At 35.7% G+C, this 22,765-nt stretch carries 21 protein-coding genes and 2 pseudogenes; 12 read left to right on the top strand and 11 right to left on the bottom strand.

Annotated elements, in window-relative coordinates:
* Positions 1 to 620 precede the first annotated feature (620 nt).
* Positions 621 to 1,364 (top strand): aminoglycoside adenylyltransferase domain-containing protein, encoded by a 744-nt coding sequence (locus B5V89_RS05915; protein ID WP_108070925.1) that lies wholly within the window; start codon positions 621 to 623, stop codon positions 1,362 to 1,364.
* 167 nt (positions 1,365 to 1,531) lie between these two features.
* Positions 1,532 to 2,155, top strand: coding sequence for an SdpI family protein (locus B5V89_RS05910; RefSeq protein WP_108070923.1), 624 nt, complete (start codon positions 1,532 to 1,534; stop codon positions 2,153 to 2,155).
* 153 nt (positions 2,156 to 2,308) lie between these two features.
* Here the strand turns inward: B5V89_RS05910 and B5V89_RS05905 are convergent, their stop codons facing one another.
* The gene (locus B5V89_RS05905) at positions 2,309 to 3,193 is read right to left on the bottom strand and encodes a MurR/RpiR family transcriptional regulator (protein ID WP_108070920.1); all 885 of its coding nucleotides are present in this window, start codon (positions 3,191 to 3,193) and stop codon (positions 2,309 to 2,311) included.
* A gap of 152 nt (positions 3,194 to 3,345) precedes the next feature.
* Here B5V89_RS05905 and B5V89_RS05900 point away from each other — a divergent pair, with 152 nt between their 5' ends.
* The 4 genes from B5V89_RS05900 to B5V89_RS05885 all read left to right on the top strand — a co-directional run bounded on the left by B5V89_RS05900 (position 3,346) and on the right by B5V89_RS05885 (position 7,175).
* Positions 3,346 to 4,728 (top strand): 6-phospho-beta-glucosidase, encoded by a 1,383-nt coding sequence (locus tag B5V89_RS05900; protein ID WP_108070919.1) that lies wholly within the window; start codon positions 3,346 to 3,348, stop codon positions 4,726 to 4,728.
* Between the two features lie 99 nt (positions 4,729 to 4,827).
* Positions 4,828 to 5,637 (top strand): HAD family hydrolase, encoded by an 810-nt coding sequence (locus B5V89_RS05895; RefSeq protein WP_108070917.1) that lies wholly within the window; start codon positions 4,828 to 4,830, stop codon positions 5,635 to 5,637.
* 219 nt (positions 5,638 to 5,856) lie between these two features.
* A complete protein-coding gene (locus B5V89_RS05890) occupies positions 5,857 to 6,657 on the top strand; it encodes an AAA family ATPase (RefSeq protein WP_108070915.1) in 801 nt (266 codons plus the stop codon).
* 140 nt (positions 6,658 to 6,797) lie between these two features.
* The gene (locus tag B5V89_RS05885; protein WP_108070913.1) at positions 6,798 to 7,175 is read left to right on the top strand and encodes an SET domain-containing protein; all 378 of its coding nucleotides are present in this window, start codon (positions 6,798 to 6,800) and stop codon (positions 7,173 to 7,175) included.
* Positions 7,176 to 7,364: 189 nt separating this feature from the next.
* On the opposite strand, the gene celB is transcribed toward B5V89_RS05885, so the two are convergent.
* The 8 genes and pseudogenes from celB to B5V89_RS05845 form a co-directional block, all read right to left on the bottom strand.
* Positions 7,365 to 8,720 (bottom strand): PTS cellobiose transporter subunit IIC, encoded by a 1,356-nt coding sequence (gene celB, locus B5V89_RS05880; protein ID WP_107920917.1) that lies wholly within the window; start codon positions 8,718 to 8,720, stop codon positions 7,365 to 7,367.
* A gap of 21 nt (positions 8,721 to 8,741) precedes the next feature.
* A complete protein-coding gene (locus tag B5V89_RS05875) occupies positions 8,742 to 9,242 on the bottom strand; it encodes a hypothetical protein (protein WP_107920918.1) in 501 nt (166 codons plus the stop codon).
* Between the two features lie 15 nt (positions 9,243 to 9,257).
* Positions 9,258 to 9,581 (bottom strand): PTS cellobiose transporter subunit IIA, encoded by a 324-nt coding sequence (locus B5V89_RS05870; protein WP_107920919.1) that lies wholly within the window; start codon positions 9,579 to 9,581, stop codon positions 9,258 to 9,260.
* A 52-nt stretch (positions 9,582 to 9,633) separates the two neighbouring features.
* The gene (locus tag B5V89_RS05865) at positions 9,634 to 9,957 is read right to left on the bottom strand and encodes a PTS cellobiose transporter subunit IIB (protein ID WP_107920920.1); all 324 of its coding nucleotides are present in this window, start codon (positions 9,955 to 9,957) and stop codon (positions 9,634 to 9,636) included.
* 48 nt (positions 9,958 to 10,005) lie between these two features.
* Positions 10,006 to 11,436, bottom strand: coding sequence for a 6-phospho-beta-glucosidase (locus B5V89_RS05860; protein WP_108070911.1), 1,431 nt, complete (start codon positions 11,434 to 11,436; stop codon positions 10,006 to 10,008).
* 253 nt (positions 11,437 to 11,689) lie between these two features.
* Positions 11,690 to 13,603, bottom strand: coding sequence for a BglG family transcription antiterminator (locus B5V89_RS05855; protein ID WP_108070909.1), 1,914 nt, complete (start codon positions 13,601 to 13,603; stop codon positions 11,690 to 11,692).
* Between the two features lie 504 nt (positions 13,604 to 14,107).
* Entirely contained in the window at positions 14,108 to 14,638 is a 531-nt protein-coding gene (locus B5V89_RS05850; protein WP_108070907.1) for a hypothetical protein, read from the bottom strand.
* 43 nt (positions 14,639 to 14,681) lie between these two features.
* A pseudogene (locus B5V89_RS05845) lies at positions 14,682 to 14,783 on the bottom strand (helix-turn-helix domain-containing protein); the annotation flags it as partial.
* Positions 14,784 to 15,112: 329 nt separating this feature from the next.
* Between B5V89_RS05845 and B5V89_RS05840 the strand changes: the two are divergent.
* Complete coding sequence (locus tag B5V89_RS05840) at positions 15,113 to 15,505, top strand: hypothetical protein (RefSeq protein ID WP_373454649.1); 393 nt, start codon at positions 15,113 to 15,115, stop codon at positions 15,503 to 15,505.
* Positions 15,506 to 15,876: 371 nt separating this feature from the next.
* The gene (locus tag B5V89_RS05835) at positions 15,877 to 16,074 is read left to right on the top strand and encodes a hypothetical protein (RefSeq protein WP_107920925.1); all 198 of its coding nucleotides are present in this window, start codon (positions 15,877 to 15,879) and stop codon (positions 16,072 to 16,074) included.
* Positions 16,075 to 16,588: 514 nt separating this feature from the next.
* Here B5V89_RS05835 and B5V89_RS05830 read toward each other — a convergent pair.
* Positions 16,589 to 18,490 carry an FtsX-like permease family protein gene (locus tag B5V89_RS05830; protein WP_108070905.1) on the bottom strand — a complete coding sequence of 634 codons (1,902 nt, stop codon included), beginning with the start codon at positions 18,488 to 18,490 and terminating at the stop codon, positions 16,589 to 16,591.
* Positions 18,465 to 19,235: an ABC transporter ATP-binding protein gene (locus tag B5V89_RS05825; RefSeq protein WP_108070903.1), complete on the bottom strand. Its 771-nt coding sequence runs from the start codon at positions 19,233 to 19,235 to the stop codon at positions 18,465 to 18,467. The genes B5V89_RS05830 and B5V89_RS05825 overlap by 26 nt, the downstream gene beginning before the upstream one ends.
* Before the next feature lie 203 nt (positions 19,236 to 19,438).
* Here B5V89_RS05825 and B5V89_RS05820 point away from each other — a divergent pair, with 203 nt between their 5' ends.
* From B5V89_RS05820 to B5V89_RS05805, 4 genes and pseudogenes are all read left to right on the top strand, one after another.
* On the top strand, positions 19,439 to 20,428 hold the full coding sequence (locus B5V89_RS05820; protein WP_108070901.1) for a zinc-dependent alcohol dehydrogenase family protein: 990 nt from the start codon (positions 19,439 to 19,441) through the stop codon (positions 20,426 to 20,428).
* A gap of 69 nt (positions 20,429 to 20,497) precedes the next feature.
* Complete coding sequence (locus B5V89_RS05815) at positions 20,498 to 20,977, top strand: NUDIX domain-containing protein (RefSeq protein ID WP_108070900.1); 480 nt, start codon at positions 20,498 to 20,500, stop codon at positions 20,975 to 20,977.
* 366 nt (positions 20,978 to 21,343) lie between these two features.
* Positions 21,344 to 22,006, top strand: a complete 663-nt coding sequence (locus tag B5V89_RS05810) for a hypothetical protein (RefSeq protein ID WP_108070898.1) — start codon at positions 21,344 to 21,346, stop codon at positions 22,004 to 22,006.
* 327 nt (positions 22,007 to 22,333) lie between these two features.
* A pseudogene (locus tag B5V89_RS05805) lies at positions 22,334 to 22,653 on the top strand (Ohr family peroxiredoxin); the annotation flags it as partial.
* Between the last annotated feature and the right edge of the window lie 112 nt (positions 22,654 to 22,765).

Genomic DNA, 22,765 nt, shown 5'->3' with positions numbered 1-22,765 from the left:
AGTCCTGGTAACATGGAGGAAATGTAAAATCGCAACAAAGATTAGCACAAAAGCTTGGGTTTTTTTTCTCAAGCTTTTGTTAATTAATGGAGAAGTTTTACAAGTTCATTTAGGTGCTAAATCGAGTTTGATAATAAGCGGAGAAATTTCCCTTAATTAAGAAAATAGCACTGAAAACACCTTAAATAGGCGGAAGGATTCCGACTATTAACTCGAAAAACGTAAAAATGAGTAATTTTGCTTTGCTTAATCGGAAAACCTCCGCTTAAATCCCCCAAACCGAGCTCTATTCTGCTGTATAACCGGAATATATACGCTTATTGATTATTCTCAAAACGGACATCAATTACCTGCTTAAGTAAAAAAATCAACATACCAAATAGCATATAGGCTGTGATTTTACTTGCTAATTAAAGTAGTAATATCCCATAATCGTTAATATACAAGAGACCAAATGATACGCGATTTGGTCTGCTAATTTCTATTTCTTCTAGCTGATGTAAAAAAGGGATGTACACAAAATACGATTCCGTCTCAAAAATATGCGGGTGCAAACGTAGAGCGATTTGATACCATTGAATAACACTCCTCAGCTATTCGAAAAAAAGCAGGTGTAGAAAGTGTCGGTTGAAAAGTTTTTAGAAAAGGTTTGTTCATTGTTTGATCGTCAATTAGGGTCTAATTTAGTTGGAGTTTACTTGCACGGTTCCTTAGCAATGGGATGCTTTCAACCAGATAAGAGTGATGTGGATGTACTGGTCATTGTGAAGGAGAAATTATGTAAGGAACAAAAGAAGAATCTTATCCAAGATATATTAACATTAGAAGAGTATAAGTTGGAAATGAGTATTCTACTAGAAAATTATCTAGTGAATTTTCGATTTCCCACGCCGTTTGAACTGCACTATTCACAGATGCATCGGGAAAAATATTTGCAAGATAGTGACTATCTATGTGGTGACTCGGTTGATCCGGATTTAGCTGCACATTTAGTTGTGACCTATGAACGGGGGATATGTTTGTTTGGGAAACCGGTTCGCGAAGTGTTTTATCCCATAGAACGTACTTATTATATTCAATCCATTCTTTTTGATGTAGAGGATGCAGTTGAAGAAATTGTTCATCAACCAGTCTACTATATTCTTAATCTGTGTAGAGTTCTTTATTATCTTTCTGAAAGGGTCGTTTCCTCGAAAAAAGAAGGCGGAGAATGGGGGAAGAGGAAGGTGATAAATCGATATAAACCACTTGTGTCCCAGGCCCTATCCCGATATTTAAACGAAGAATCTGAGCAGGAGTGGGATCCAGTATTTCTTCAAGAATTTGCTGTATATATGGTGAAGGAAGTAAGTAAGTGGAAATAAAATGTAATGACCATTTAACGATTTTATAAAATACAAGACTTTTAGATAGTGAGCGGAAAGGGAAACAAATTATCTATTCAATTAATCCTACTGTCTTTCAAGATATTCTCACTTGGATTATTAATCTCAGAAAAGAGTAAATTTTTAATGAAGGAAGGGATTTAAAATTGAAGAAAAATATTTTTGTTGTAACTAATATTTTGTTATGCATTATTATTGGCTTTATTTTTATTACAAAATTACCACAACAACTTGGAATTCATTGGAGTTCTAGTGATTCTCCTGACGTATACGTTAACAAGTTTGTTGGAATATTTATATTCCCCATCGCCATTCTTCTAACATGGATCATACATTCAGTCATCTTTAAAAAAATGATAAAGACTCAATTAAACAATCTTATTTTAAATATCTTAACTGGTACTTACACTGTTATTCACTTATTTTTATTAATGGAAAACCTTGATGTATTGAATACCGAAATCGATTTATCTGGGATTTTAATTGGTATTATCATTATTATTATAGGGAATCCGATGCAGAAAGCAAAAATGAATCCACTATATGGCGTCAGGACCACTTGGTCAATGAAAAATGAGGAAGCGTGGAGATTATCCAACCGCTTTGGAGCAAAGGTTCTAGTTGCTTATGGATTTGCGGTGATATTAGTTGCGATATTACTTCCAAAGTACTTTTTTCCTATAATAATGAGCTTACTTTTAATCGTTCTTATCGTTGTTGTTTATGCTTCATATTATTTCTATAAAAAATCCTTAAAGATAAATAACTAATTGTGTTTTTATACTTTGATAGTTGGTGCCCTTTTTGTCAAAATGATTCAAGTTAATTGCTAAAGAATAACCAGGTTTAAAAGGAAAAGCTTTCAAAATAACAATCTGTTTATATATATAAACAATATGCGGGAATCTTGTAGATCCCCCTTTTTAATTCTGATCATGATTATTTTCTTCCATCACCTTATTGGAACTTTTTCGATGGTCGTAATATTTGGAAATATTTATTTTATAATCGAGATTATTTTTATAGTCTCTACCAAATACACATGCATAGAGAACATCCAGAAGGAAGGAGATAGAATCATTTGAACTGAAGCTGCCTATTTTCGAATACAATTTTTCACGAGTCGTAATTCTAAAAATACAATCAGCGTATTTAGTTAATGTATTGTCTCCAATACTTGTTAAAGCAATGATTGGTGTTTTTCTCTTCTTTAACATCGGTAATAAACTAATAATATCTGACGTTTCTCCAGTATAGGAGATAACAATAGCACATGTATTCGAATTGCAGCTAGCCGCCTCGTATCCTTGGTCTACTGTACAAAGATTGACCTTTCTGCCAATCCTCCCCATATGTGATTTAAAATCGTTACATAGTAGTAGGTTGTTGTTTAATGAAAATACTTTTATTTCTTCAGCTTGGTTCAGCAAATCGGTTGCCTTTTGTAGTTCATCATTGTTTATTAAAGATAATGTGTCACTAATGGTCATTTGATTCAATAAAGCCATCTTGTTCGCAATGGTGATGACATTGTCCCGTTCATTAAATGGATAATTCGCATCAATATCTTTAAAGTGGCTATTCAGGTAGTCAATTTCTTCAATAAATGTATTTTTCAGTTCAACCCAGCCATGATATCCAAGCTTTTTGGCAACTCTGATTAACGTAGAGGGATGAGTGTACGTTTCTTCAGCTATTTGTTTTGTTGTTTTATCACGAATATTCTCCCTCTGCTCAAACATATAGTGAATAATTGCTTTTTCAGAAGGAGAGAAGATATTTTCTTTCATTTTTTCCGTCAATAACATATGAATCACCAACTAAAGTATATCCTACGTAAATAGCATTTACAAAAATAATGGATTTTTGTAAATGAATTGTAAACGGTATATGATTTTCCCTTCATTCCCTTGTTTGTTGTTTCTCCTGTTTTACAATAGAAGAAAAGGAGGAATGATGTATGTCAAAAGGTGTGAAAATTGTAACTATTGGCGGAGGAAGCAGCTATACTCCAGAAATGATGGAAGGTTTTATTAAAAGATATGAAGAACTTCCAGTTCGAGAAATTTGGCTTGTTGATATAGAAGAGGGCATGGAAAAGCTTGAAACGGTTGGTAAGATGGCGCAAAGAATGTGGGATGCGTCCCCTTATGATGTAAAAATTCATTTAACGTTAGAACGGCGTGAAGCATTAAAGGATGCTGACTTTGTAACAACTCAATTTAGGGTTGGTGCATTAAATGCCCGTGTAAAAGACGAACGAATCCCTTTATCCTATGGTATGGTGGGACAAGAAACCAATGGGGCTGGTGGAATCTTTAAAGCATTCAGAACGATTCCGGTTATTTTAAGCATTGTGGAAGATATGAAGGAATTATGCCCGAATGCTTGGTTAATCAACTTCACGAACCCAAGTGGAATGGTTACGGATGCTATTATACGCTATGGTAAATGGGAAAAGGTTATTGGTTTGTGCAATGTTCCGGTTGGAGCGATGATGGCTGAACCAGAATTAATTGGAAAAACGTTGGATGAACTTATTTATTCCTTTGCCGGTTTAAATCATTTTCATTGGCATCGTGTAAAAGATTTGCAAGGAAATGATGTTACTTCTGAAATCATTGATAAGATGTATGGTAATGATTCGGGAATACCGGCAAATATTCATGACACTCCATTTTTTATCGAACAACTGAAACAGATGAATATGATTCCGTGTGGCTACCATCGTTATTACTATCGCTATGAAGAAATGCTTCAACATATGCTCGATGAATATAATGATCCAAATGTAGGTACGAGGGCGCAACAAGTGAAACAAACGGAAGCGGAATTGTTTGAGTTGTACAAAGATCCTCATTTGAATTATAAACCAGAACAATTATCAAAACGTGGCGGAGCCCATTACTCTGATGCCGCTTGTGAAACCATTGCATCCATCTATGCAAATAAAAATACACATATTGTTGTTTCAACAAAAAACAATGGTGCTGTTCCTGATTTGGCACCGGATGATGTTGTCGAGGTTTCTGCGTATATCGGGGCTGCGGGAGCAAAACCAATTGCATTCGGTTCTTTTCAACCAGCTGAAAGAGGTTGGCTGCAATTAATGAAAAATATGGAGCTGTGTGTGGAAGAAGCAGCAGTAACCGGCAATTACGGTTTAGCATTACAAGCCTTCACGATGAATCCGCTCATTCCGAGTGGTGAAACGGCAAAACGCGTCTTAGATGAACTACTCATTGCCCATAAAAAATATTTACCGCAGTTTGCTGATAAAATTGCGGAACTAGAAAGTGCCGGTTGCACTGTTAAAGATGAAGTGGCTAAAAATTTAAACTAAAAACGTAATCGTAATGAAGCGTCCTAAATTATATTTAGGGCGTCTCTAATTTTAAGTAGTTGTTCACTAAAGTTTTTAAAAGGTAGAGGAGGCAATGATATGATTAAATTAGTGCTATCTGATATGGATGGAACGTTTTTAAATAATAGTGGTGACTTTAACAGGGAACTATACAAGGAAGTAAAAAAACTTATGCTAGAGAAGGGTGTCGTTTTTGCACCTGTAACCGGCAAACAATGTGAACGTGTAGAAGAGCTGTTTGGTGAAGATGCGAATGATTTATGGATTTTGGGAGATAGTGCTACTCGAATCAAGCACAATGGGGAATTTGTTTATGAATCCTTGATGAGTAATAAATTAGGACTGGAAATTATTCGTTTGCTTGAGGATATAAGCTTGGATCATACCATTATTGCGTGCACTAGAAATGGTGCAGTGATTAAAGGGAATATTTCGCAAGAAGAAGCCGCTATTGTCAGACGCTCCTATGCTCAGGTGAGAGAGATATCCGATTTTAGTGAAATTAATGAGGACTTCGTTAAAATAACCGTTCATGATCCGGCCCTTCGATGTTTTGAAACGAGGGAAAAATTATCTCACTTTTTTGAGTCCGCTTATATTGTCGCATCCGAAGCTGCCTGGATTGACATCGCTAATGCGAATGTTCATAAAGGCACGACCGTTGAACACTTGCAGAAATTATTGAAAGTAACACCGGAAGAGACGCTTGCCTTTGGAGATGGTTACAATGATATAGAGCTTTTGGCTCGAGCAACGTATAGCTTTGCTGTCCGAAATGCGGTTCAAGAAATAAAAGATGCTGCAAACTTTATTACCCGTTCAAATGAAGAAGATGCTGTAATGAAGACAATTATACAAATGTTATCTTTACAGGAAAGTCGGTCATAATGTTGGCTAGAGAATGTGTAATCCTGCTGTTTAGTATTTTTTGTTTGTAAAAAAGAAGTGTCCTATAAATAAATTTAGGGCGCTTCTTCATTTAAACTCTTCCTCCCTGTAGCTATTACAGACTTCAAAGAAAAGGAGTTATCTACACCATTCATTCTTTAATAATGATAGTATTGTTTATATCTATTTTATTTTTTCCAAAGGAAGGTTTTTACCCATATGATTTATTTAAAGAGCTTCAAACTTTCCCCTCATACAGTCAATAATCCAAATGCATATCCATACAATGTGTTCAGAAAAATATCTGGAGAAGTGTTTGTCTTTCATAACATTACGGTTTTGTATGGTAATAACGGTTCCGGCAAGTCCACATTGTTAAATTTAATAGCAAACAAGCTGGATATTACTGGTGCTGAGGAATTTACAAATCGTGAATACCCATTAGATTTCATGTTGAATTGTTCATATAGCCTAGGTGAAAATCAAGGTGATGGGGAGTCAGATCGAATACCGCCTAATAGTTTGTACATCAAAAGCGAAGATATTTTATATGAGATCAAGAAGATTCAGCAGGAGTCCGTTCTTAAGGAAGGTTATCTGTACCAACACGCTAAATTGGGGTATACTAAGGAGAATTTGGAAAAGTTGAAACAATCCTCGCAGATGTATAAACAAATTGGAATTATGAAATTTGCCAATGAGAAATATTCTAACGGAGAGACATCCATTCAAATATTTGATGAGTATCTTGTCCCAAATGGATTATACTTGCTTGATGAACCTGAAACATCTCTTTCACCTACAAACCAAATTCGGTTGGCGGAAGAAATCAATAAACTGGTAAGATTTTTTAACTGTCAGTTTATTATAGCTACTCACTCGCCATTTATGTTGGGAACACTAGATGCAAAGATTTATAATCTTGACGCTCCCCTCTTAAGAACATTTAGATGGTCTGAACTGGAAAATGTAAGATTTTTTTACGACTTTTTCAAAGAACGTAAGAATGAATTTGAATAATTTTGTAGAACATACCATGTAGACTATGTTGCCAGTAACGGGAACAGTTATCAATTTTTATTATCGTAACCAAGAACACCTTCGGAAATATGTATATATACAGTTAAAAAGAAAATTTTAAAAGTAAGAAGGAGAACAACATGATTGAGATAAAAACATCTCCACTAAGTAATGGAGAATTCAATAGAGGGGTATTCGCTACATGTGATATCAAAAAAGGAGAGCTTTTACATGAAGCACCTGTTATTTCTTACCCAAACGATCAGCATCAATACATAGAGCAAACGTTACTTGCGGATTACGCTTTTGAGTATGGGATAAATCATTCTGCGATTCTTCTTGGTTATGGAATGCTGTTTAACCATTCTTATGAACCTAATGCAATTTATGAAATTAATTTTGACAATCACACATTCGACTTCTATGCTTACAGAGATATAAAAGCAGGTGATGAGATTCTAATCAATTATAATGGCGATGTTGATGACAAGGAACAATTGTGGTTTGATCAGGACTAAAGCCGCCTGGATTGACATAGCTAATGCGAATGTTCATAAAGGCGCGATAGTTGAACACTTGTAGAAATTATTTAAGGTAACACCGGAAGAAACGCGTGCTAGTATTTTTGGTTTGTAAAAAAGAAGCGTCCTAAAAATAAACTTAGGGCGCTTCTTCTGCATTTTAGTTTGAAAGGTGAATGAGCTTGATCATATTAATGCCTGTTCCCCTTTTTCTTGCTGTACTAATTTTTTATCATACATTTTAATGAATGGAAGCCAGATTAGAAAAGAAACTACAACACAAATTAATGCAACAACTGCCGCCATAAAATGTCCACCTGTACTAATAAAGGCACCTGCACCCGGTGGAGTAGGCCATGGCATCTGTGCGATTATTGGTTTAACAATAGATAGTTTAATTGCCCAATAAGCGATTGATGCAGAAACCATTGGCGCTAAAAAGAACGGAATAGCTAAAAATGGATTATAGACAATCGGTAATCCAAATATTAATGGTTCATTAATATTAAAAATACCAGGAGCAAGAGCCGATTTTCCTAAAACTCTTAATTGTTTCGACTTGGCTAAAAAGGCAATAAATATACATAAACCTAGAGTTGCCCCAGAACCACCAAGAGTTACAAAAGCATTGTTAAATTCACCCGCGAAAGGAAAATTAGCCCCTTGTATATTAGATTGCATATTTGTAAGAACGATTGGTGTCAGGAATCCTGAAACAATAGTTGCGCCATGGATACCTACAATCCAAAGTGCATGCATGATAAAGTAAATTACAAGAATGCCTATCCAACTATTGGTTAAATTAACAACAAATCCAAATGGAATTGCGACAATCTTAAATATATCTGTACCTAATGCAATTAAAATACCGTTGATTATTAGAATAACAAAAGCAACTAAGAATGCTGGAATTAATGCTGTGAATGATCTAGATACACCTTCAGGTACTGCTTCAGGCATTTTGATAACCCAATTTTTCTTTACACACAGTCTGTATAATTGCACCGCTACAACTGAAGTAATGATAGCCGTGAATATCCCTGTTGCACCTAGACGACTTACACCATCTGCCACCATTTCCCAACCATGAACAATGGTACCACCATCATCCATTTGATGTACTAGCGACATTTTTCCTTTTTCTAAAACTATTTGAGGAACAGTTATAAAGAAAGCAAATAAGGATAGTAGAGCACCGTTCAATGGGTTTAGATTTAACTCTTCTTCTTCAGCAAATATTTTTGTGTACTCATAACCAATAACAAGTCCAAAATATAATGCTAATATTCCCATGGTGGCTTTATTTGCCAGCATATACAAATCACTGATTCTAAAAAAAGTGTTATCGAAAAAGCCTTCTAAAAATGTAAACGTTTGCGGTAATACGTTTAACACCAAGAACATCGAACCGACGATTACAAATGGAATAGAAGCCATCCCTGCAGCCATAACGGCACGTACAATACGCCAAGATGCTACTTTACCCATGGGACCCATTAGATACTTTTCTAAAAACGCAAATACTTTGTTTTCTGACTCCATAGAAAGACCCCTTTTCTATTATTAATTAATAACTTCTTCATATTTCTTGATGCGTTGATAATGTCTATCTTCATTATGTTCGATCCGCTTTAAACGATAGAGAATAAATGCAGTTAATAATATCCCGGTCATCAAAATAACGGAAGCTAATATTTTGGACTTTTCTTGGTTTAAGAAAAACGGATATAGTTGAGTGAAGTATGATGAAAAACAAAATGGTATTAAAAGTACATTTGCAGAAAACAAAATTGTAAAGCTGTATTTCGTATATTTGGCATTATTGGTATGATTTCCAAACATCTTCACTTGCTCTACAATGCTGAATAACAAGACGATCATTAATATCAACGGGAAAAAATATAATGGTGAATCGCTCATTAACAATGAAATTAGCCAGTAAAGGTTAGTGAAAAAAAATAACGCAGAAACATATCTAACTAGTAAATACCGATTAAAATACATAGATTTAATACTTAACTCTTTCCTGTTTTTTTCTAACCGTGCCCTTTCATCGTTTTTCATATACAAATCCCTCATTTATTTATCATTTTCGAGTTTTTCATATAGGTATAACATTTCTGAAGCAACCTCTTTTAAAGTCATCGTAGTCATTAGATGATCTTGTGCATGTACCATGATAATTTCCATATTGATTGTCTCACCGGAAGAATATTGCTGCAGTAATGCTGTTTGAGATTTATGTGCCAATAATAATTCATTATTGGCTTCTTCCAGCTTGTCCGCAGCATCCTTAAATTCATTATTTTTCATCATTTTAAATGCTTCGTGTATCATAGTTCTTGATGAGCCGCTATGCAAAATAATTTCAAAGGCAACGCTTTGAATTTGTTCTTGTTCCATTGGTTTTCCTCCCTAATTCATCATGTACAAACAGACTCTACTTAACGGAATATCATTCATTCGGAAGTTCTTGTAAGATTAAGTTCGCTAACTTTTCAATGCCCATAGGGATAGGAACGTATGCCTGTGGCGGAATGTTTACAACTGGTTTACCTGCACGATCTCCAGCCTCTTTAAGTTTTTGATAATACATTTTTGTTTGAGGACTTACCAAGAATAAATCATAGCTACCTTTTTCAATCATCTTACTTCCTTCATTAGCAGAAACAGCATCTATTTTAATGTCGTTCCCTTTGTTTTTTAAAAACTCCATTGTTTTCTTTGCCATTAAAGAAGAAGACATACCAGCTGCACAAATAATTAAAGCTTGTTTCATTCAAAATTCCTCCAATAAATTTATTTTTTTTTAGAGCGCTACTTATTGCTACAAATTATCACCATTTGAGGCGATAACTTCTTTATACCAATAGAAAGAATCTTTACGATAACGATCTAAAGTACCATTACCTTCATTATCTTTATCGACATAGATAAATCCGTATCTTTTTTTCATTTCACCAGTCCCTGCTGATACTAGGTCGATACATCCCCATGGGGTATATCCCATTAAATCAACGCCGTCTTCATCTACTGATTTAATCATTTGGTCTATATGGGCTCTAAGATATTCGATACGGTAATCATCGTGAATCTTGCCGTCTTCCCCGAATTCATCAATTGCACCAAATCCATTTTCTACAATAAAGAGAGGCAAACGATACATATCGGTTAACCAGTTTAATGAATAACGAAGACCTTCAGGATCAATTGCCCATCCCCAATCAGAAGTTTTAATATATTCATTTCCAACTAAATCACGTGATTCATTATAGTCATATTCTTCATTTGATTGTTCATGGCTGATTGCAAATGACATATAATAACTAAAGCCGATATAGTCTACCGTGCCTTCCTGCAAGACTTCCAGATCTTCCTTCGTTATATCCAGATTGAATTTTTTTCGATCAAAATACTTTGTCATGTATGCAGGGTACTCTCCATGAACATGAACATCAGCAAAGTAATAACGTTTTTGCATTGCTTTTTGTGCCATTAAAATATCTTTTGGGTTAGGAGTTGATGGGTAAATTGGGCACATGGCAATCATACAGCCAATTAGGAAATCAGGATTGATCTCGTGACCAATTTTTACTGCTTTTGCGCTTGCTACAAGCTCGTAATGTGCAGCCTGATACATAATTTTTTCACGGTCTTCGCCATCTTTATATTTCACACCAGAGTTTGTAAATGGTGCAAAATCTTCATGGAAGTTTGCTTGATTATTAATTTCGTTAAATGTCATCCAATATTTCACTTTATCTTTATAACGCTCAAAACATACGCGTGCAAAGTGAAGGAAGAAATCAATTAACTTACGGTTTCTAAAACCTCCATATTCAGTAACCAGATGATATGGCATTTCAAAGTGGGATAATGTTACAACTGGTTCAATCCCATATTTTAAGCACTCATCAAATAAATCATCGTAAAACTTTAACCCTTCTTCATTTGGCTCAGTTTCATCGCCATTTGGAAAAATACGTGTCCAAGCTATAGAGGTTCTAAAACATTTAAAACCCATTTCGTTGAATAATTTAATATCATCCTTATAACGATGATAAAAATCAATTGCTTCGTGGTTTGGATAATTCTTACCTTCAATAACACCATCTGTAATTTCACGAGGGACACCATGTGCGCCTTTGGTCATAACGTCAGCAACGCTTATTCCTTTGCCTCCTTCTTTCCAAGCACCTTCTAATTGATGTGCAGCGACAGCACCACCCCATAAGAAACCATCAGGTAATTTTGACATCTGAAATCCACTCCTTTTTATCACTCATGTTCGCCAATGCAACATTTATGTTTTTGTTTTTACGTGAATAAGAATCGTCCTTTATCGACACTGGCGGGAAAAGGTTTCCTTGTTCCTCTTGTCTACATTTTATTATGTAAGCGTATTCATTTGTAGAGACTCATTTTCCGTTAACAAAGGAAATTCCTAACACCTAGTTAGAAACTCTGTAACGTAAAAAAAGCCTAGGAAAGTATTTAATTCCTAGGCAATTTCACTTGATTTTCCATTTTAATTGTTCATAAGTCTTGCATTGCAATATTTCCTTTACCATATTTTTATCGTCTAATACTTTCATTAATAACGTATACATTGGTTTCAAATCATGCTTTTTATTTTTGCTAATATTTAATAGCACGATTAACTGTACAGGCTTGTCTTCCCATTGAAGAGGTTTTTGAAGTGTGACAACCGACCAAAATGTATCTTCAGTTTGCGGATCAATTGGGTGGGGAATAGCAACCATATTACCAAAACTAGTTGGAGAAAAGCTCTCCCGTTTAAGGACCGACTCTAAATAGCCTTCATCAACGAGACAATCGGATTCAAGTTCTTTACAGATAAAGGATAAGACCTCTTCCTTCGTATCAAAGTCCTTTTGAAGATAAGTGTATTTTTTTCGTAAATACTTTTCCGTTACAGCCTCTCCCTGGGTCAATAACGTATTAATTTTACTTAAATCAGTTTCCCAAAGTATGGTACTTATCTTTATAACGGGAACAGTTAATTTTTCTTCAATTGGAATTGTACTGATGATGAAATCAATGTTCTGAAACGACTGTTGAAGTAAATTATAGTATTCTGTTGTCCCTATAATATTTAACTGGTCCCCAAATTCACTTTGCAGCTTGAACATTAATAGCTGAGCACTACCTAATCCGGATGCACAGACAATTAAGCATCTTGGGGCCATTTTTTTATTCCTCTTTTGCCTTTCTTGTGCGACTTCAATATGAAGGGCTAAGTAACCAATCTCATTTTCGTCAATTGTGATATTTATCTTCTCTTGTACTAATTGTGCTCCAATTAATGCAGCATCAAAGGACAATGGGTACTTTGATTTTATCTCGTCTAACATAGGATTCCTAATGTTCATTTTGAATTTATACCGGTTTATTGCCGGTTTTAAATGCAGGCTCATTGCTAACAGGAGTTCTTCATCATTAGTTAAATGAAACCCATATTCATCATCAATACGTTTTATCATTTCCTTTACCATTTCTTGAATATCACTATCTATAACGGAATAAGCCTCCATATTATGAGTACATGAATTAGAAAGCTTCGTTCCTTGTAAATGAATGGCCAAGTAGGCAACCTCGTGATTGGTAAATGAAACGTTAAGCTTTTCCTGAATCTCTTTTGCCATTTCCTTTGCAACTAAAAACTCTTTCTTCGCTTCTATCTCTTGTAAGTGATGATGAACCATCTGAACTGAGTTACTCTTCCGAATCCGCTTACATGCAATAGCAATATGTGTAATTAAATTCTGCAAACTAATATCAGAAATGATAATATGGTATTTTCTGAGATTAAACAAAACACGATCTTTAATAACTTCCAATTCTTCTTTAGGTAAAATTCCTAACCAATCACCCATGTTATCTTTTAAGGTTGATTGTTGATTAAACAAATACTCTGAAATGCAATACCTAATTTGTGTTTCATCACCAATAACCTTAATTCCATGATAAGGCTTTTGATCCAATGCTAAGTCATATTTCTTCAGTATCTCACGAATATGCTTTAACTCATGCTGTAAAGTAGAACGGCTAATATAGAGCTCATCAGCCAAATCTTCTATTTTATTATAATCCGAACTCATTAGCAGCTTTTCCATTAAATAGCTGACACGTTCTTGATGATTGGAAGGAATATCGTCTTGAGGATCATGTTGTGACTGAATAAATTGTTGAAATAATCGCTCGTTCTGAATAATAAGCTGATATCCTTTACCTCTTGTGGATGATACATATGCATCATATGATTCTAATTGCTCATTTAATTCCTTTACATCATTACGTATCGTTTTGGAGCTAACTTGCAATAAAGACCCAATTTCGGAACTGGTCAAGGGTTCTTGAGCTAATCTCAATTCTTTAAGTATCTTTTGTTGACGTGTATTCAAGCAATCACTTCCTAAGCAAGAACAATGGTGGATTTTGGCTGGAGTACTTGTGTGAAAATTGTAACACTTATTATATCATAATTTAAATAATCAAATGTTTGCTAAAATGAACAATAATAAGCTTTATTTTTGCTGCATGTGATATCAAAAAAGGAGTGCTTTTACATGAAGCACCTGTCATTTCTTACTCAAACGATCAGCATCAATACATCGACAAACGTATAACTTCTGTTTAAATGGGCAGTTAAAAAAATAACAATTTTGTGGATCAGCGAAAGCAAGTAGAGCCGCATGGAACCCGGTTTGTGGGTCATAGAAAGAAATTTGGGACCGATAGAACCTAACGCGGCGGACGAAATTACGGTTTGTGGATCAACGGATGAAATTAGTGCCTCATAGAACTCGATTTGTGGATCATAGAAAGAAATTTGTGACCCATAGACTCCATCTTGGCAGGTGAAACTTGGATTTTCGCAAATAACAAATTTGTACCTGTAAAAATAATTACACCTTCCTTTGGGAAAATCCCGTAAAAACAAAACAAGTAATGCAGGCAACTGCTGTAACGATGATAGCAAATAGTAATCCAATCGCCTTCATAAATGTATCTTCTCCAGGATAGGATGGTTTTAATGTGACAAACAAGAAAACAAACAGAACGGTCAGGATCAAATAAAAACTGCTCCCAATTGCGCCCATCTTCAATCGATTTCTTTTCGTGCCTTGCCATGCTTTATTTATTATAATCCATAAATAAATACTTCCGAATACCGCTAAAAGCATTATAAATATATGAATAAACGGGATAATCAAAAACATCAGCAAGTAAAGTATACCAATGGTTGCAAAAAATAAAACGGCATTCATCCCAAATAAAAAGATCCCAGCTAGCCAATAATTTTGATACCAATTCGCCGTTTGTAATTTATGGACCATTTTATTATTTTCTCCAAGCTTATTAATGATTGGATTTTTGAAGAATAGAACAAGTAACACTCCAAAAAGACCGATGAATATAATCAATGACAATGGCATACACCCCCTAAAATTCTAAATCACTTTTATATTCAAAAATATCTCAAGGCTGATAATCTAGTGTTTTGCAGACCGCTTCTAATGTTGAAAACTGAATTGCTTTTGCCTTGCCATTTTTCAATTTTGAAAGATTAGCCATAGTAATAATACACAAAAGGCAAGACCGTGATCCATAATATAAAAATTATGAATTTAAAAAAGCAGTTGTTCCTTGCTTCATAAAAGCACCTCACCTATTGATCTTATTCATATAATAATCATTTATTTATCGAATATCAATAAAAATTTGTTAATTAACAATATTATTTGATGATTCCTTTCCTTTGATTGAAAGGTTTGTTTTAATTTGACTTTCGTACCTTCGACTAATCAAGGATAACTTTCGGTTTTTGGTATAATTACTACAAAAGCTTTTCAGCGTAGTGTCTTTTGAAAAAACATTATCCATTGCCCAAATGTAGAGGGAAGAGAAAAATGCCAAAAAAACAAACGAGTTCAATGAAAAGACCCATTAAATTATTAGGGATAATCTTCTTAAGTCTTGCAGGAATTTTTTTTATAGCACAAATAATTTTGACTCTAAGTATAGGAACGGGTTTAGGTAAAGATGACATGGTGGGATTTTCTAAAAATAAATATGTCATTGGTCGTCCACCGACAAGTTATAATTTATATGAAAAAGATAGTGGGATAACTATATTAGATAATGTAATAGGTTACAAAAAGGGGAAGGCTGCAAGTTATATTCGAAATGATATAGAATATGTAATTATAAATGAAGAAAAGGGTAATTACTCCAAAAGGGAATTAAAAGATGCGTCTACAACAGATATTAAACAGTTAAAAAAAGTAAAAAGATTGGAGTAGTCATTTTCTTAATATAACATCTATTATAGAAGTCGTTCACACAAAAGCCCTTGAATTCAACCAAATATGGTCAAATTCTGGGGCTTTCCTTTTGGGGAAAATTGAAAATTAAAGGGAAATGCTTTTAAAAAATGAAGGGATTTTTATAAACTTATAGAAAGTAGCTATATAATAAAACATCTGAGAAAGGAAAATTGCTCAAAGACGATAACTTGGTTTCTTAATGTAATTGGTTTGGTTTTTTCTGTCGTTGGAGTAACACATTTTAAAAATAATATTTTTATATATTGGATTAGTTATCGAGACTATAACAACAGTGATTTATTATGTAATTAAATATAATGAAGAAAAACTATAATAAGGAGTAAATCATGAAAGCATTAACTGGGACGATTGCATTATCCGTTTCTTTTGTATTATTCATTTATTTATATGGTTTAAAAGAAGACTCATCGGTGAAATACACACCGGGATTATATGTATTTCCATCCATATTGCTACTTATTGCAATCATATGCTTTGGGTTGTTAGTTGTAGAATTTGAAAGTGCAAACTCTAAAAAGAAGTGAGCGTTTGAAGGTAAATGATGTTGTATTAGTAAGGCTTGTATCTTATAACAATTAATAGACCTGGGGAATCGCGATTCATCTTCCCGAAAGAAGTGGATTCGAGTAGATAAGAAGAGGAACTGCACTTTCAACTACCCGAAAGAAGCGGATACGAGCAGATAAGAGGAAGAACCGCATCCCCATCTTCCCGAAAGAAGCGTATTCGAGAAGATAAGAGGAAGAACCGCATCCCCATCTTCCCGAAAGAAGCGTATTCGAGAAGATAAGAGGAGGAACCGCGTCCTCAACTACCCGAAAGAAGCGTATTCGAGAAGATAAGAGGGGGAACTGCTTCCTCAACTACCCGAAAGAAGCGTATTCGAGCAGATAAGAAAAGGAACCGCGTCCTCATCTTCTCGAATGGAGCAGATTCGAGAAGGAAAAGAGAGGGATCGCGATTCCTGGATGATGTTCTTTCGCAAATAACTTACTCAGTTTCAGCGATAACTACCATTTTTGTTAATATAATGTTTTCTTACACCATCTTCGTATACAAATGCTTCAAATACCGCCAACGGGCAATGAAGAAGTAAACGACTTGAGCTGCCCCAAAGGTTACAAAAATGATAATTGATGATTTCAATACTGAAAAGTCAACAAGTCGTTGCAGGGCGAAAAAGGCAACGGAGCCGTGAATGATGGCCATGACGATTGGCAAGAAGAATAGGAGTACGAGTTGTCGGGTCACGATTTGGCTGAGTTCCTTTTTGCTTAGTCCGATTTTTGAAATCATTCGATATTGCTGGATGTCGCGGTCTAAGTCTGCATAGAGGCGGAAATAGATAAAGCTTGCAGCGAACGTAAAGAACACAACTCCGACTAGCCCGCTTAAAATGAGCAAAAGACCGTTCTCTTGTTTAGACGTTAACCAATTTAATACGAGTGAACTAAAGTTATAGTTGTCTGGATTCAACTTCTTAGTGATGTTTTGAGCCACTTCTTTTGTTTCCTGCCAGTTTTTTACGACAAAGCGATAATCTCTATAATTGGATTCGTCTCCTTCTAAAAATTTTTCGTACATTTTATCCGAAACAATAATAGTTGTACTACCTACTTCTGGAAAAACGATGTATGGCAAGGCTTTTTTTATTGTAACGTCAACATTCATTTTTTCTTGAACAATCTCTAGTTGCTTTGTGGTTTGTCCATGAATTCGCCAATCATTTTTTTGTTTAACAGTTGTTGGAGTGAGAATGGCTTGATTCGTTGAAACAGTTTCTGTTGGATAACCAAGTGCTTTAGCCATTTCATTATAGTTACTAAGCTTAATCAAGGTCGTATCATTTGTCGTATAAATTGGTTTAAACGATCCCATCGCAAATGGAATATTCGCTTTTGTGAGTTCTTCTTTAATGGTTTCGATTGCTTGTTTATCCGCTTTCTCACCAAACGATGTGTAGCTAAATGCATACGGATTGATCATTTCGGATAATCCTGAGTTTCCTAAAGCTAAGCATGTTCCAATTCCCGTGAATGCTGAAGCAGAAATGACAGATACAAGGAAAAACATAACAGCATTGTCCTTCATACGGTACATAAATTCCGAAATCGTCACCATATTTGTCTTCTTAAAAAAGAAGCGGCTTCTCTTCTTTAAGCCTCGTATCGAATACACACTAAATTGCGTAAATAAAAAGTATGTTCCCAAAATCGTCAAACCGACTCCGGATAACAACAAGCCAAGTGAAATAATTTGTAGAATGGCAAAGCAAAGCACCATACCATATCCTGCTGCTAGTAAAACAATTGCTAAGAGTGATAACCATGGTGAGGTTTTCGGTTCAGGCTTCGGTTTTTCTTCTGCTTTCACAAGTTCTAAGACAGTCCCTGTTCTTACCAATCTAGAAGTAAATAACGAAATTAACAGGAAGAGCAGGAGGAATGCACCCGCAGTGATTAATGCTGCCTTGATTGGAAAATAGAAAGATAACCCTTTTTCAATCGCAAGTATGTTCGCACTTATAATTAAAAGAAACTTCGAAAGGAAAGTCCCTGCAACAATCCCTGCAATAATTGCAGCACATCCAATAATCATGTTTTCGACAAAAAGAAGACGATAAAATTTCTTTCGGGACATGCCGAGGATCATAAGAATACCAAATTCCTTTTTCCGCAGTTTTAGAAAAGCACTGACGGAGTACAGCAAAAAGAAAAATGAAAAAATGAAAATGATAATTTGCGCTACTTTCATTCCCATCGTTCCTAATGCACTAATCATGTCACTGGTTGACTTAAGTTCTCCTTGTAGCTCGGGATGAAATAGTAACAACGCATAGATGAAAAAGATCATGACCGAAAATGCACTGCTCAAAAAATGGGCTAAATACGTCCGTTTATTTCGAAGAACGTTATTAATCGCGAATTGGCGAAGGTTCATTTGCAGTCCCTCCAATTCGTGAAAGATTCTCGATGATTTTTTGATAAAACTCGGATCGATTCGTACCCATTCGAATTTCATTCACTAATTGCCCATCTTTAATAAAAACAACACGCTGACAATAACTAGCAGAAACTGCATCATGGGTAACGAGCATCATCGTTGCTTGTTCTTCCTTATTTAGTTTTTCTAGCATTTCCATTACGTCTTGTGCTGCCTTTGAATCTAAATTTCCGGTAGGTTCATCGGCGAGAACAAGTTTTGGCCGATTAATAAGGGCACGGGCAACTGCTGTACGCTGGGCCTGTCCACCGGAGATTTCATAGGTCCGTTTATCTAAAATAGAAGTGATTCCTAATTTTTCAGCAAAAAGGTTTACTCTTTTGTTCATCTCCTCAATGCTCACACCATCTAATGTTAATGGAAGAACAATATTTTCCTTCACCGTTAAGGTTGGAAGCAGGTTAAAAGATTGAAAGACAAATCCTAATTCGCGTCTGCGAAAAATCGCCAATTTCTGATGGGACAAGCGATAGGGATTCTCACCGCCGATACGAATCTCCCCGGAAGTTGGGCGGTCAATCGTCGAAATCATATTTAATAAAGTCGTTTTCCCGCTTCCTGATGGTCCCATAATCCCTACAAACTCGCCTTGATTGATCGTTAAATCGATATTTCGAAGGGCTTCATAATTCACATTCCCTTTATACACTTTCCCTAAATCCCGAACAGTTAATATTTCCATAAAAGGTTCCTCCTCATGTTCGTGTGTATGTATTAATTAGTTCATACACCTTGTATGTGTATTATATGGTTGATACATTTATAAAGTCAACTGCCATTTTTTATAAAAGGAAGGAAAAATGGAGGGATTCGAGAATACTAATCTATATATAGATTGGACATTGTATACTGAAAAAGATCCGCGAAAATGAAGGAGTTTTAATTTTGAAAGCAAACCGAGTGATGTTTCATGAATTTGGAAAACCGGAAGATGTGTTAATCGTTATGAATCAGCGGATAGATCCGCTCGCTGATGGGGAAGTTCTTGTTCGCATGAAAATGTGCCCAATTAATCCGTCTGATCTGATTCCGATTAGAGGGTCTTATTCTCACCGCATTTCACTGCCTGCCATTCCAGGATATGAAGGGGTAGGAATTGTAGAGGAGGTTGGTCCTTCTGTTTCGCATGACCTAATTGGTAAACGTGTCCTTCCGTTAAGAGGGGAAGGGACATGGCAAGAAGTTGTTAGGGCGCCAGCTAAGTGGTTAATTCCTATTCCCGATGAAATGGATGATACAATCGCTGCCCAGCTCTATATTAATCCGGTTACAGCTTTTGTTATTTGCACTGAAATATTGTATTTAGGACCAGGTGATTATTTATTAATGAATGCAGCGGGATCTGCAATTGGCCGGTTGTTTGCCCAGCTTGCTAGAATCATAGGGTTTCAATTTATCGCAGTGACACGAAATCCTATTTATACTGAGGAGCTGCTTAAACTAGGGGCTTCCCATGTTATAGACACTTCAGTTATGCCCTTACAAGAATCGGTGATGGAAATAACAAATGGAAAAGGTGTACATGCGGCGATTGATTCAATTGGTGGTTTAGATGGGACCCAGCTTGCATATTGTGTCCGTCCGGAAGGCAACTTTCTAACAATTGGCTTGCTTTCTGGTATGCAAATTCAATGGAAGGAAGTATCAATGCGGACGAAAGTAAATGTTAAACTATTTCACCTTCGTCACTGGAATAAACAAGTTTCGGTTCAAAAATGGCAAGAGACATTTCACAAATTAATGACGTTAGTGACTGAGCAACGATTAACATTGGCTTCACCCGAAACATTTTTCAATCTAATGAAAGTACGGGAAGCGGTACGACAATCTGAAACCTCGAATAGAAGCGGAAGGAAGGTTTTTATAGAAATATAGTGTATACGGAAATAAGAGATCAAAATGTGTTTCTATTATTTTGATAAATATGATGAAGGTGGTGATTAGGTGACTTATCCTATTAGAGTGCGAGCGTGTGCGCTCATTATCGAAAACGATTCGATTCTTTTAGTAGAGTTTCAAGATGAAAGGGGGTTGCATTATAATTTGCCAGCAGGTGGAGTGGAACCCAATGAATCTGTTATTGAAGCAGTTAAACGGGAAGCGAAAGAGGAAGCTTCGATTGAAGTAGAAGTTGGTCCCCTGGCCATTGTTTATGAGTATGCTCCCCATTTAAATTCAAATAAATTTGGGGAAACGCACTCTTTACAGTTAATGTTTGAATGTAAGATAAAGGATGGATTTATTCCAACGCTGCCAAATAACCCCGTCCCAAATCAAACGGATGTTAAATGGATAAAATTATCTGAGCTGAATGAAATTGTTCTATTCCCGAATATTAAAGAACAAATAATTACATATGTAAAAGGAAAAAATAGTATTGAGTTAATTGAAGAATATACTTTAGAGGGATATGAATTGAATTAGCATCCTTTAAAGAACGGCTATATGGGCGTGCTAGTTAACATTATCCATAAGTAAATGAGGCATTTAGCCAAATGCCTCTCCTGAAATAAAGGAAATAGTTTGACAAATTTAAGAAGTCTATTAAACTAAAATTAGAATCCTCTATATAAGCTAAAACGCAAGTCTTTATTTCCCTTTTTCTTTGTCCCCAATTGAAACTACATTAAACCACTTATTTTCACTCGCTTAAACACTCATAAATTTTAAAAATCTTTCCGAAGTTCAAATGAATAAACATCAAATGATGTAAGCTATTAAATGCCCCGGTTGTGGAGATTTTGCATTGAAAGATGATTATTACAAAAAACTGGACAGGAGGAGAAATCTATGGGATTTAAAGAAGAATACCAGGCCTTTTTGAATGCTCACTTGCAGGCAAGAACTGGAGAGCGGTTACGTCGCTTACAAGAAGGTCATAACCAGGCTGAAATGTTATTTTTAAAAAAAGTATGGTGGCCTTTATTTTACCATTTCCAGTATCTTCATCCAGAATATGAAGTCAATGATTTCAAGGATGGCAAAAGGTATTTAGATTTTGCATATATTCGTCCAGGTATCCGGATATGCCTTGAGATCGACGGGTATGGTCCTCATCTAAAGAACATAAGCAGATGGCAATTTTCCGACAGCCTGGAACGTCAAAACCAATTGGTGATTGACGGATGGACAGTAATCCGTTTTTCTTATGATCAAGTAAAGGAAAATCCTCGTCGATGCCAACAGATTGTTCAGCAGGTGATTGGCCGATGGCTGGGTGATGAATTGGACCAGGCATCTCTGTCTTTGCTCAAAAAGGAAGTCCTTCGGTTAGCGATTCGAAAAGGAGAAACCATATCCCCTATAGAAGTCGAGAAGTATTTGAAACTAAGTGACAAGACAGTGAAAAAAGTACTGTCTCGACTAGTTGATAAAAAGATGCTGATTCCCGCATCGGGAATTAAGAGGATCCGCTCATATCGATTGGGGGATCGGGTTAAACATCCGATCTGACCAATAGTCGGAAAAATTCCGCTTAATTAGCTTAATAGCATTGAAAATGGGTTGAATAGACGGAGGAATTCCGCCTATTGGCTGTAAAAACGTGAAAATGGGGGATTTTGCTTTGCATAATCGGAAAAATTCCGCTTATATACCCCCGAAACATGCCCCATCCTGTATTTAACCGGAAAAACTCCGCTTATAATACATTCACTGCTACTTAATTAAGGTCTAGACTTCTTTTTAAATGGAGGTGGTGAACCGTTCTGTAAGACCTATGTTTTAAACAATGACAAAAGGGAATCCACTAATTATCGGAATATAAAGGAGTTATTTTAAGTGAGTACATCTTATGCTACGGAAAAAAGTGGACGGAGTGGCAATGTGAGATCGGATGATGGGTTAATTGATCTAGATTTAGTAATGCCTACTGAAAAGTCGGACAAAAAGGGGTCAAATCCTGAACAGTTATTCGCGGCAGCTTACTCAGTCTGTTTCGATGGAGCGTTAAATTCGGTGGCTTCGCAAAAGAAAAAGGAGATCGATTCAACTTACAACAGCCAGTGTAAGCTTTTTAAAGGATCTGGATGATGGAGGCCGCCACTTAACATAAAGGTGTAAGCCAAAAGGAAGCTGAGGAGCTTGCTAAGGCAGCCCATTAAGTTTGTCCTTACTCTACGCGGAAACATTGACGTCCAGTTATAACCGAAGGCGGTTTAATTCGAAAGACGCATGAAAAAATACGAAAGGCTAAAACTAATTGTATCAGCT

Origin of the sequence: Heyndrickxia sporothermodurans (assembly GCF_003055045.1) — a bacterium.
GTDB lineage: Bacteria > Bacillota > Bacilli > Bacillales > Bacillaceae_C > Heyndrickxia > Heyndrickxia sporothermodurans.
This window is presented reverse-complemented; position numbering and strand designations above follow the sequence as displayed.

Excerpts from the sequence above, each read along its gene's own strand:
- B5V89_RS05900 (WP_108070919.1), top strand. The coding sequence starts at position 3,346 with ATGTCAAAAGGTGTGAAAATTGTAACTATTGGCGGAGGAAGCAGCTAT.
- B5V89_RS05835 (WP_107920925.1), top strand. The coding sequence starts at position 15,877 with ATGAAAGCATTAACTGGGACGATTGCATTATCCGTTTCTTTTGTATTA.
- B5V89_RS05810 (WP_108070898.1), top strand. The coding sequence starts at position 21,344 with ATGGGATTTAAAGAAGAATACCAGGCCTTTTTGAATGCTCACTTGCAG.
- B5V89_RS05905 (WP_108070920.1), bottom strand. The coding sequence starts at position 3,193 with ATGTTATTGACGGAAAAAATGAAAGAAAATATCTTCTCTCCTTCTGAA.
- B5V89_RS05875 (WP_107920918.1), bottom strand. The coding sequence starts at position 9,242 with ATGAAAAACGATGAAAGGGCACGGTTAGAAAAAAACAGGAAAGAGTTA.
- B5V89_RS05830 (WP_108070905.1), bottom strand. The coding sequence starts at position 18,490 with ATGAACCTTCGCCAATTCGCGATTAATAACGTTCTTCGAAATAAACGG.
- B5V89_RS05870 (WP_107920919.1), bottom strand. The coding sequence starts at position 9,581 with ATGGAACAAGAACAAATTCAAAGCGTTGCCTTTGAAATTATTTTGCAT.
- B5V89_RS05895 (WP_108070917.1), top strand. The coding sequence starts at position 4,828 with ATGATTAAATTAGTGCTATCTGATATGGATGGAACGTTTTTAAATAAT.
- B5V89_RS05840 (WP_373454649.1), top strand. The coding sequence starts at position 15,113 with ATGCCAAAAAAACAAACGAGTTCAATGAAAAGACCCATTAAATTATTA.
- celB (WP_107920917.1), bottom strand. The coding sequence starts at position 8,720 with ATGGAGTCAGAAAACAAAGTATTTGCGTTTTTAGAAAAGTATCTAATG.
- B5V89_RS05890 (WP_108070915.1), top strand. The coding sequence starts at position 5,857 with ATGATTTATTTAAAGAGCTTCAAACTTTCCCCTCATACAGTCAATAAT.
- B5V89_RS05825 (WP_108070903.1), bottom strand. The coding sequence starts at position 19,235 with ATGGAAATATTAACTGTTCGGGATTTAGGGAAAGTGTATAAAGGGAAT.
- B5V89_RS05850 (WP_108070907.1), bottom strand. The coding sequence starts at position 14,638 with ATGCCATTGTCATTGATTATATTCATCGGTCTTTTTGGAGTGTTACTT.
- B5V89_RS05860 (WP_108070911.1), bottom strand. The coding sequence starts at position 11,436 with ATGTCAAAATTACCTGATGGTTTCTTATGGGGTGGTGCTGTCGCTGCA.
- B5V89_RS05885 (WP_108070913.1), top strand. The coding sequence starts at position 6,798 with ATGATTGAGATAAAAACATCTCCACTAAGTAATGGAGAATTCAATAGA.
- B5V89_RS05865 (WP_107920920.1), bottom strand. The coding sequence starts at position 9,957 with ATGAAACAAGCTTTAATTATTTGTGCAGCTGGTATGTCTTCTTCTTTA.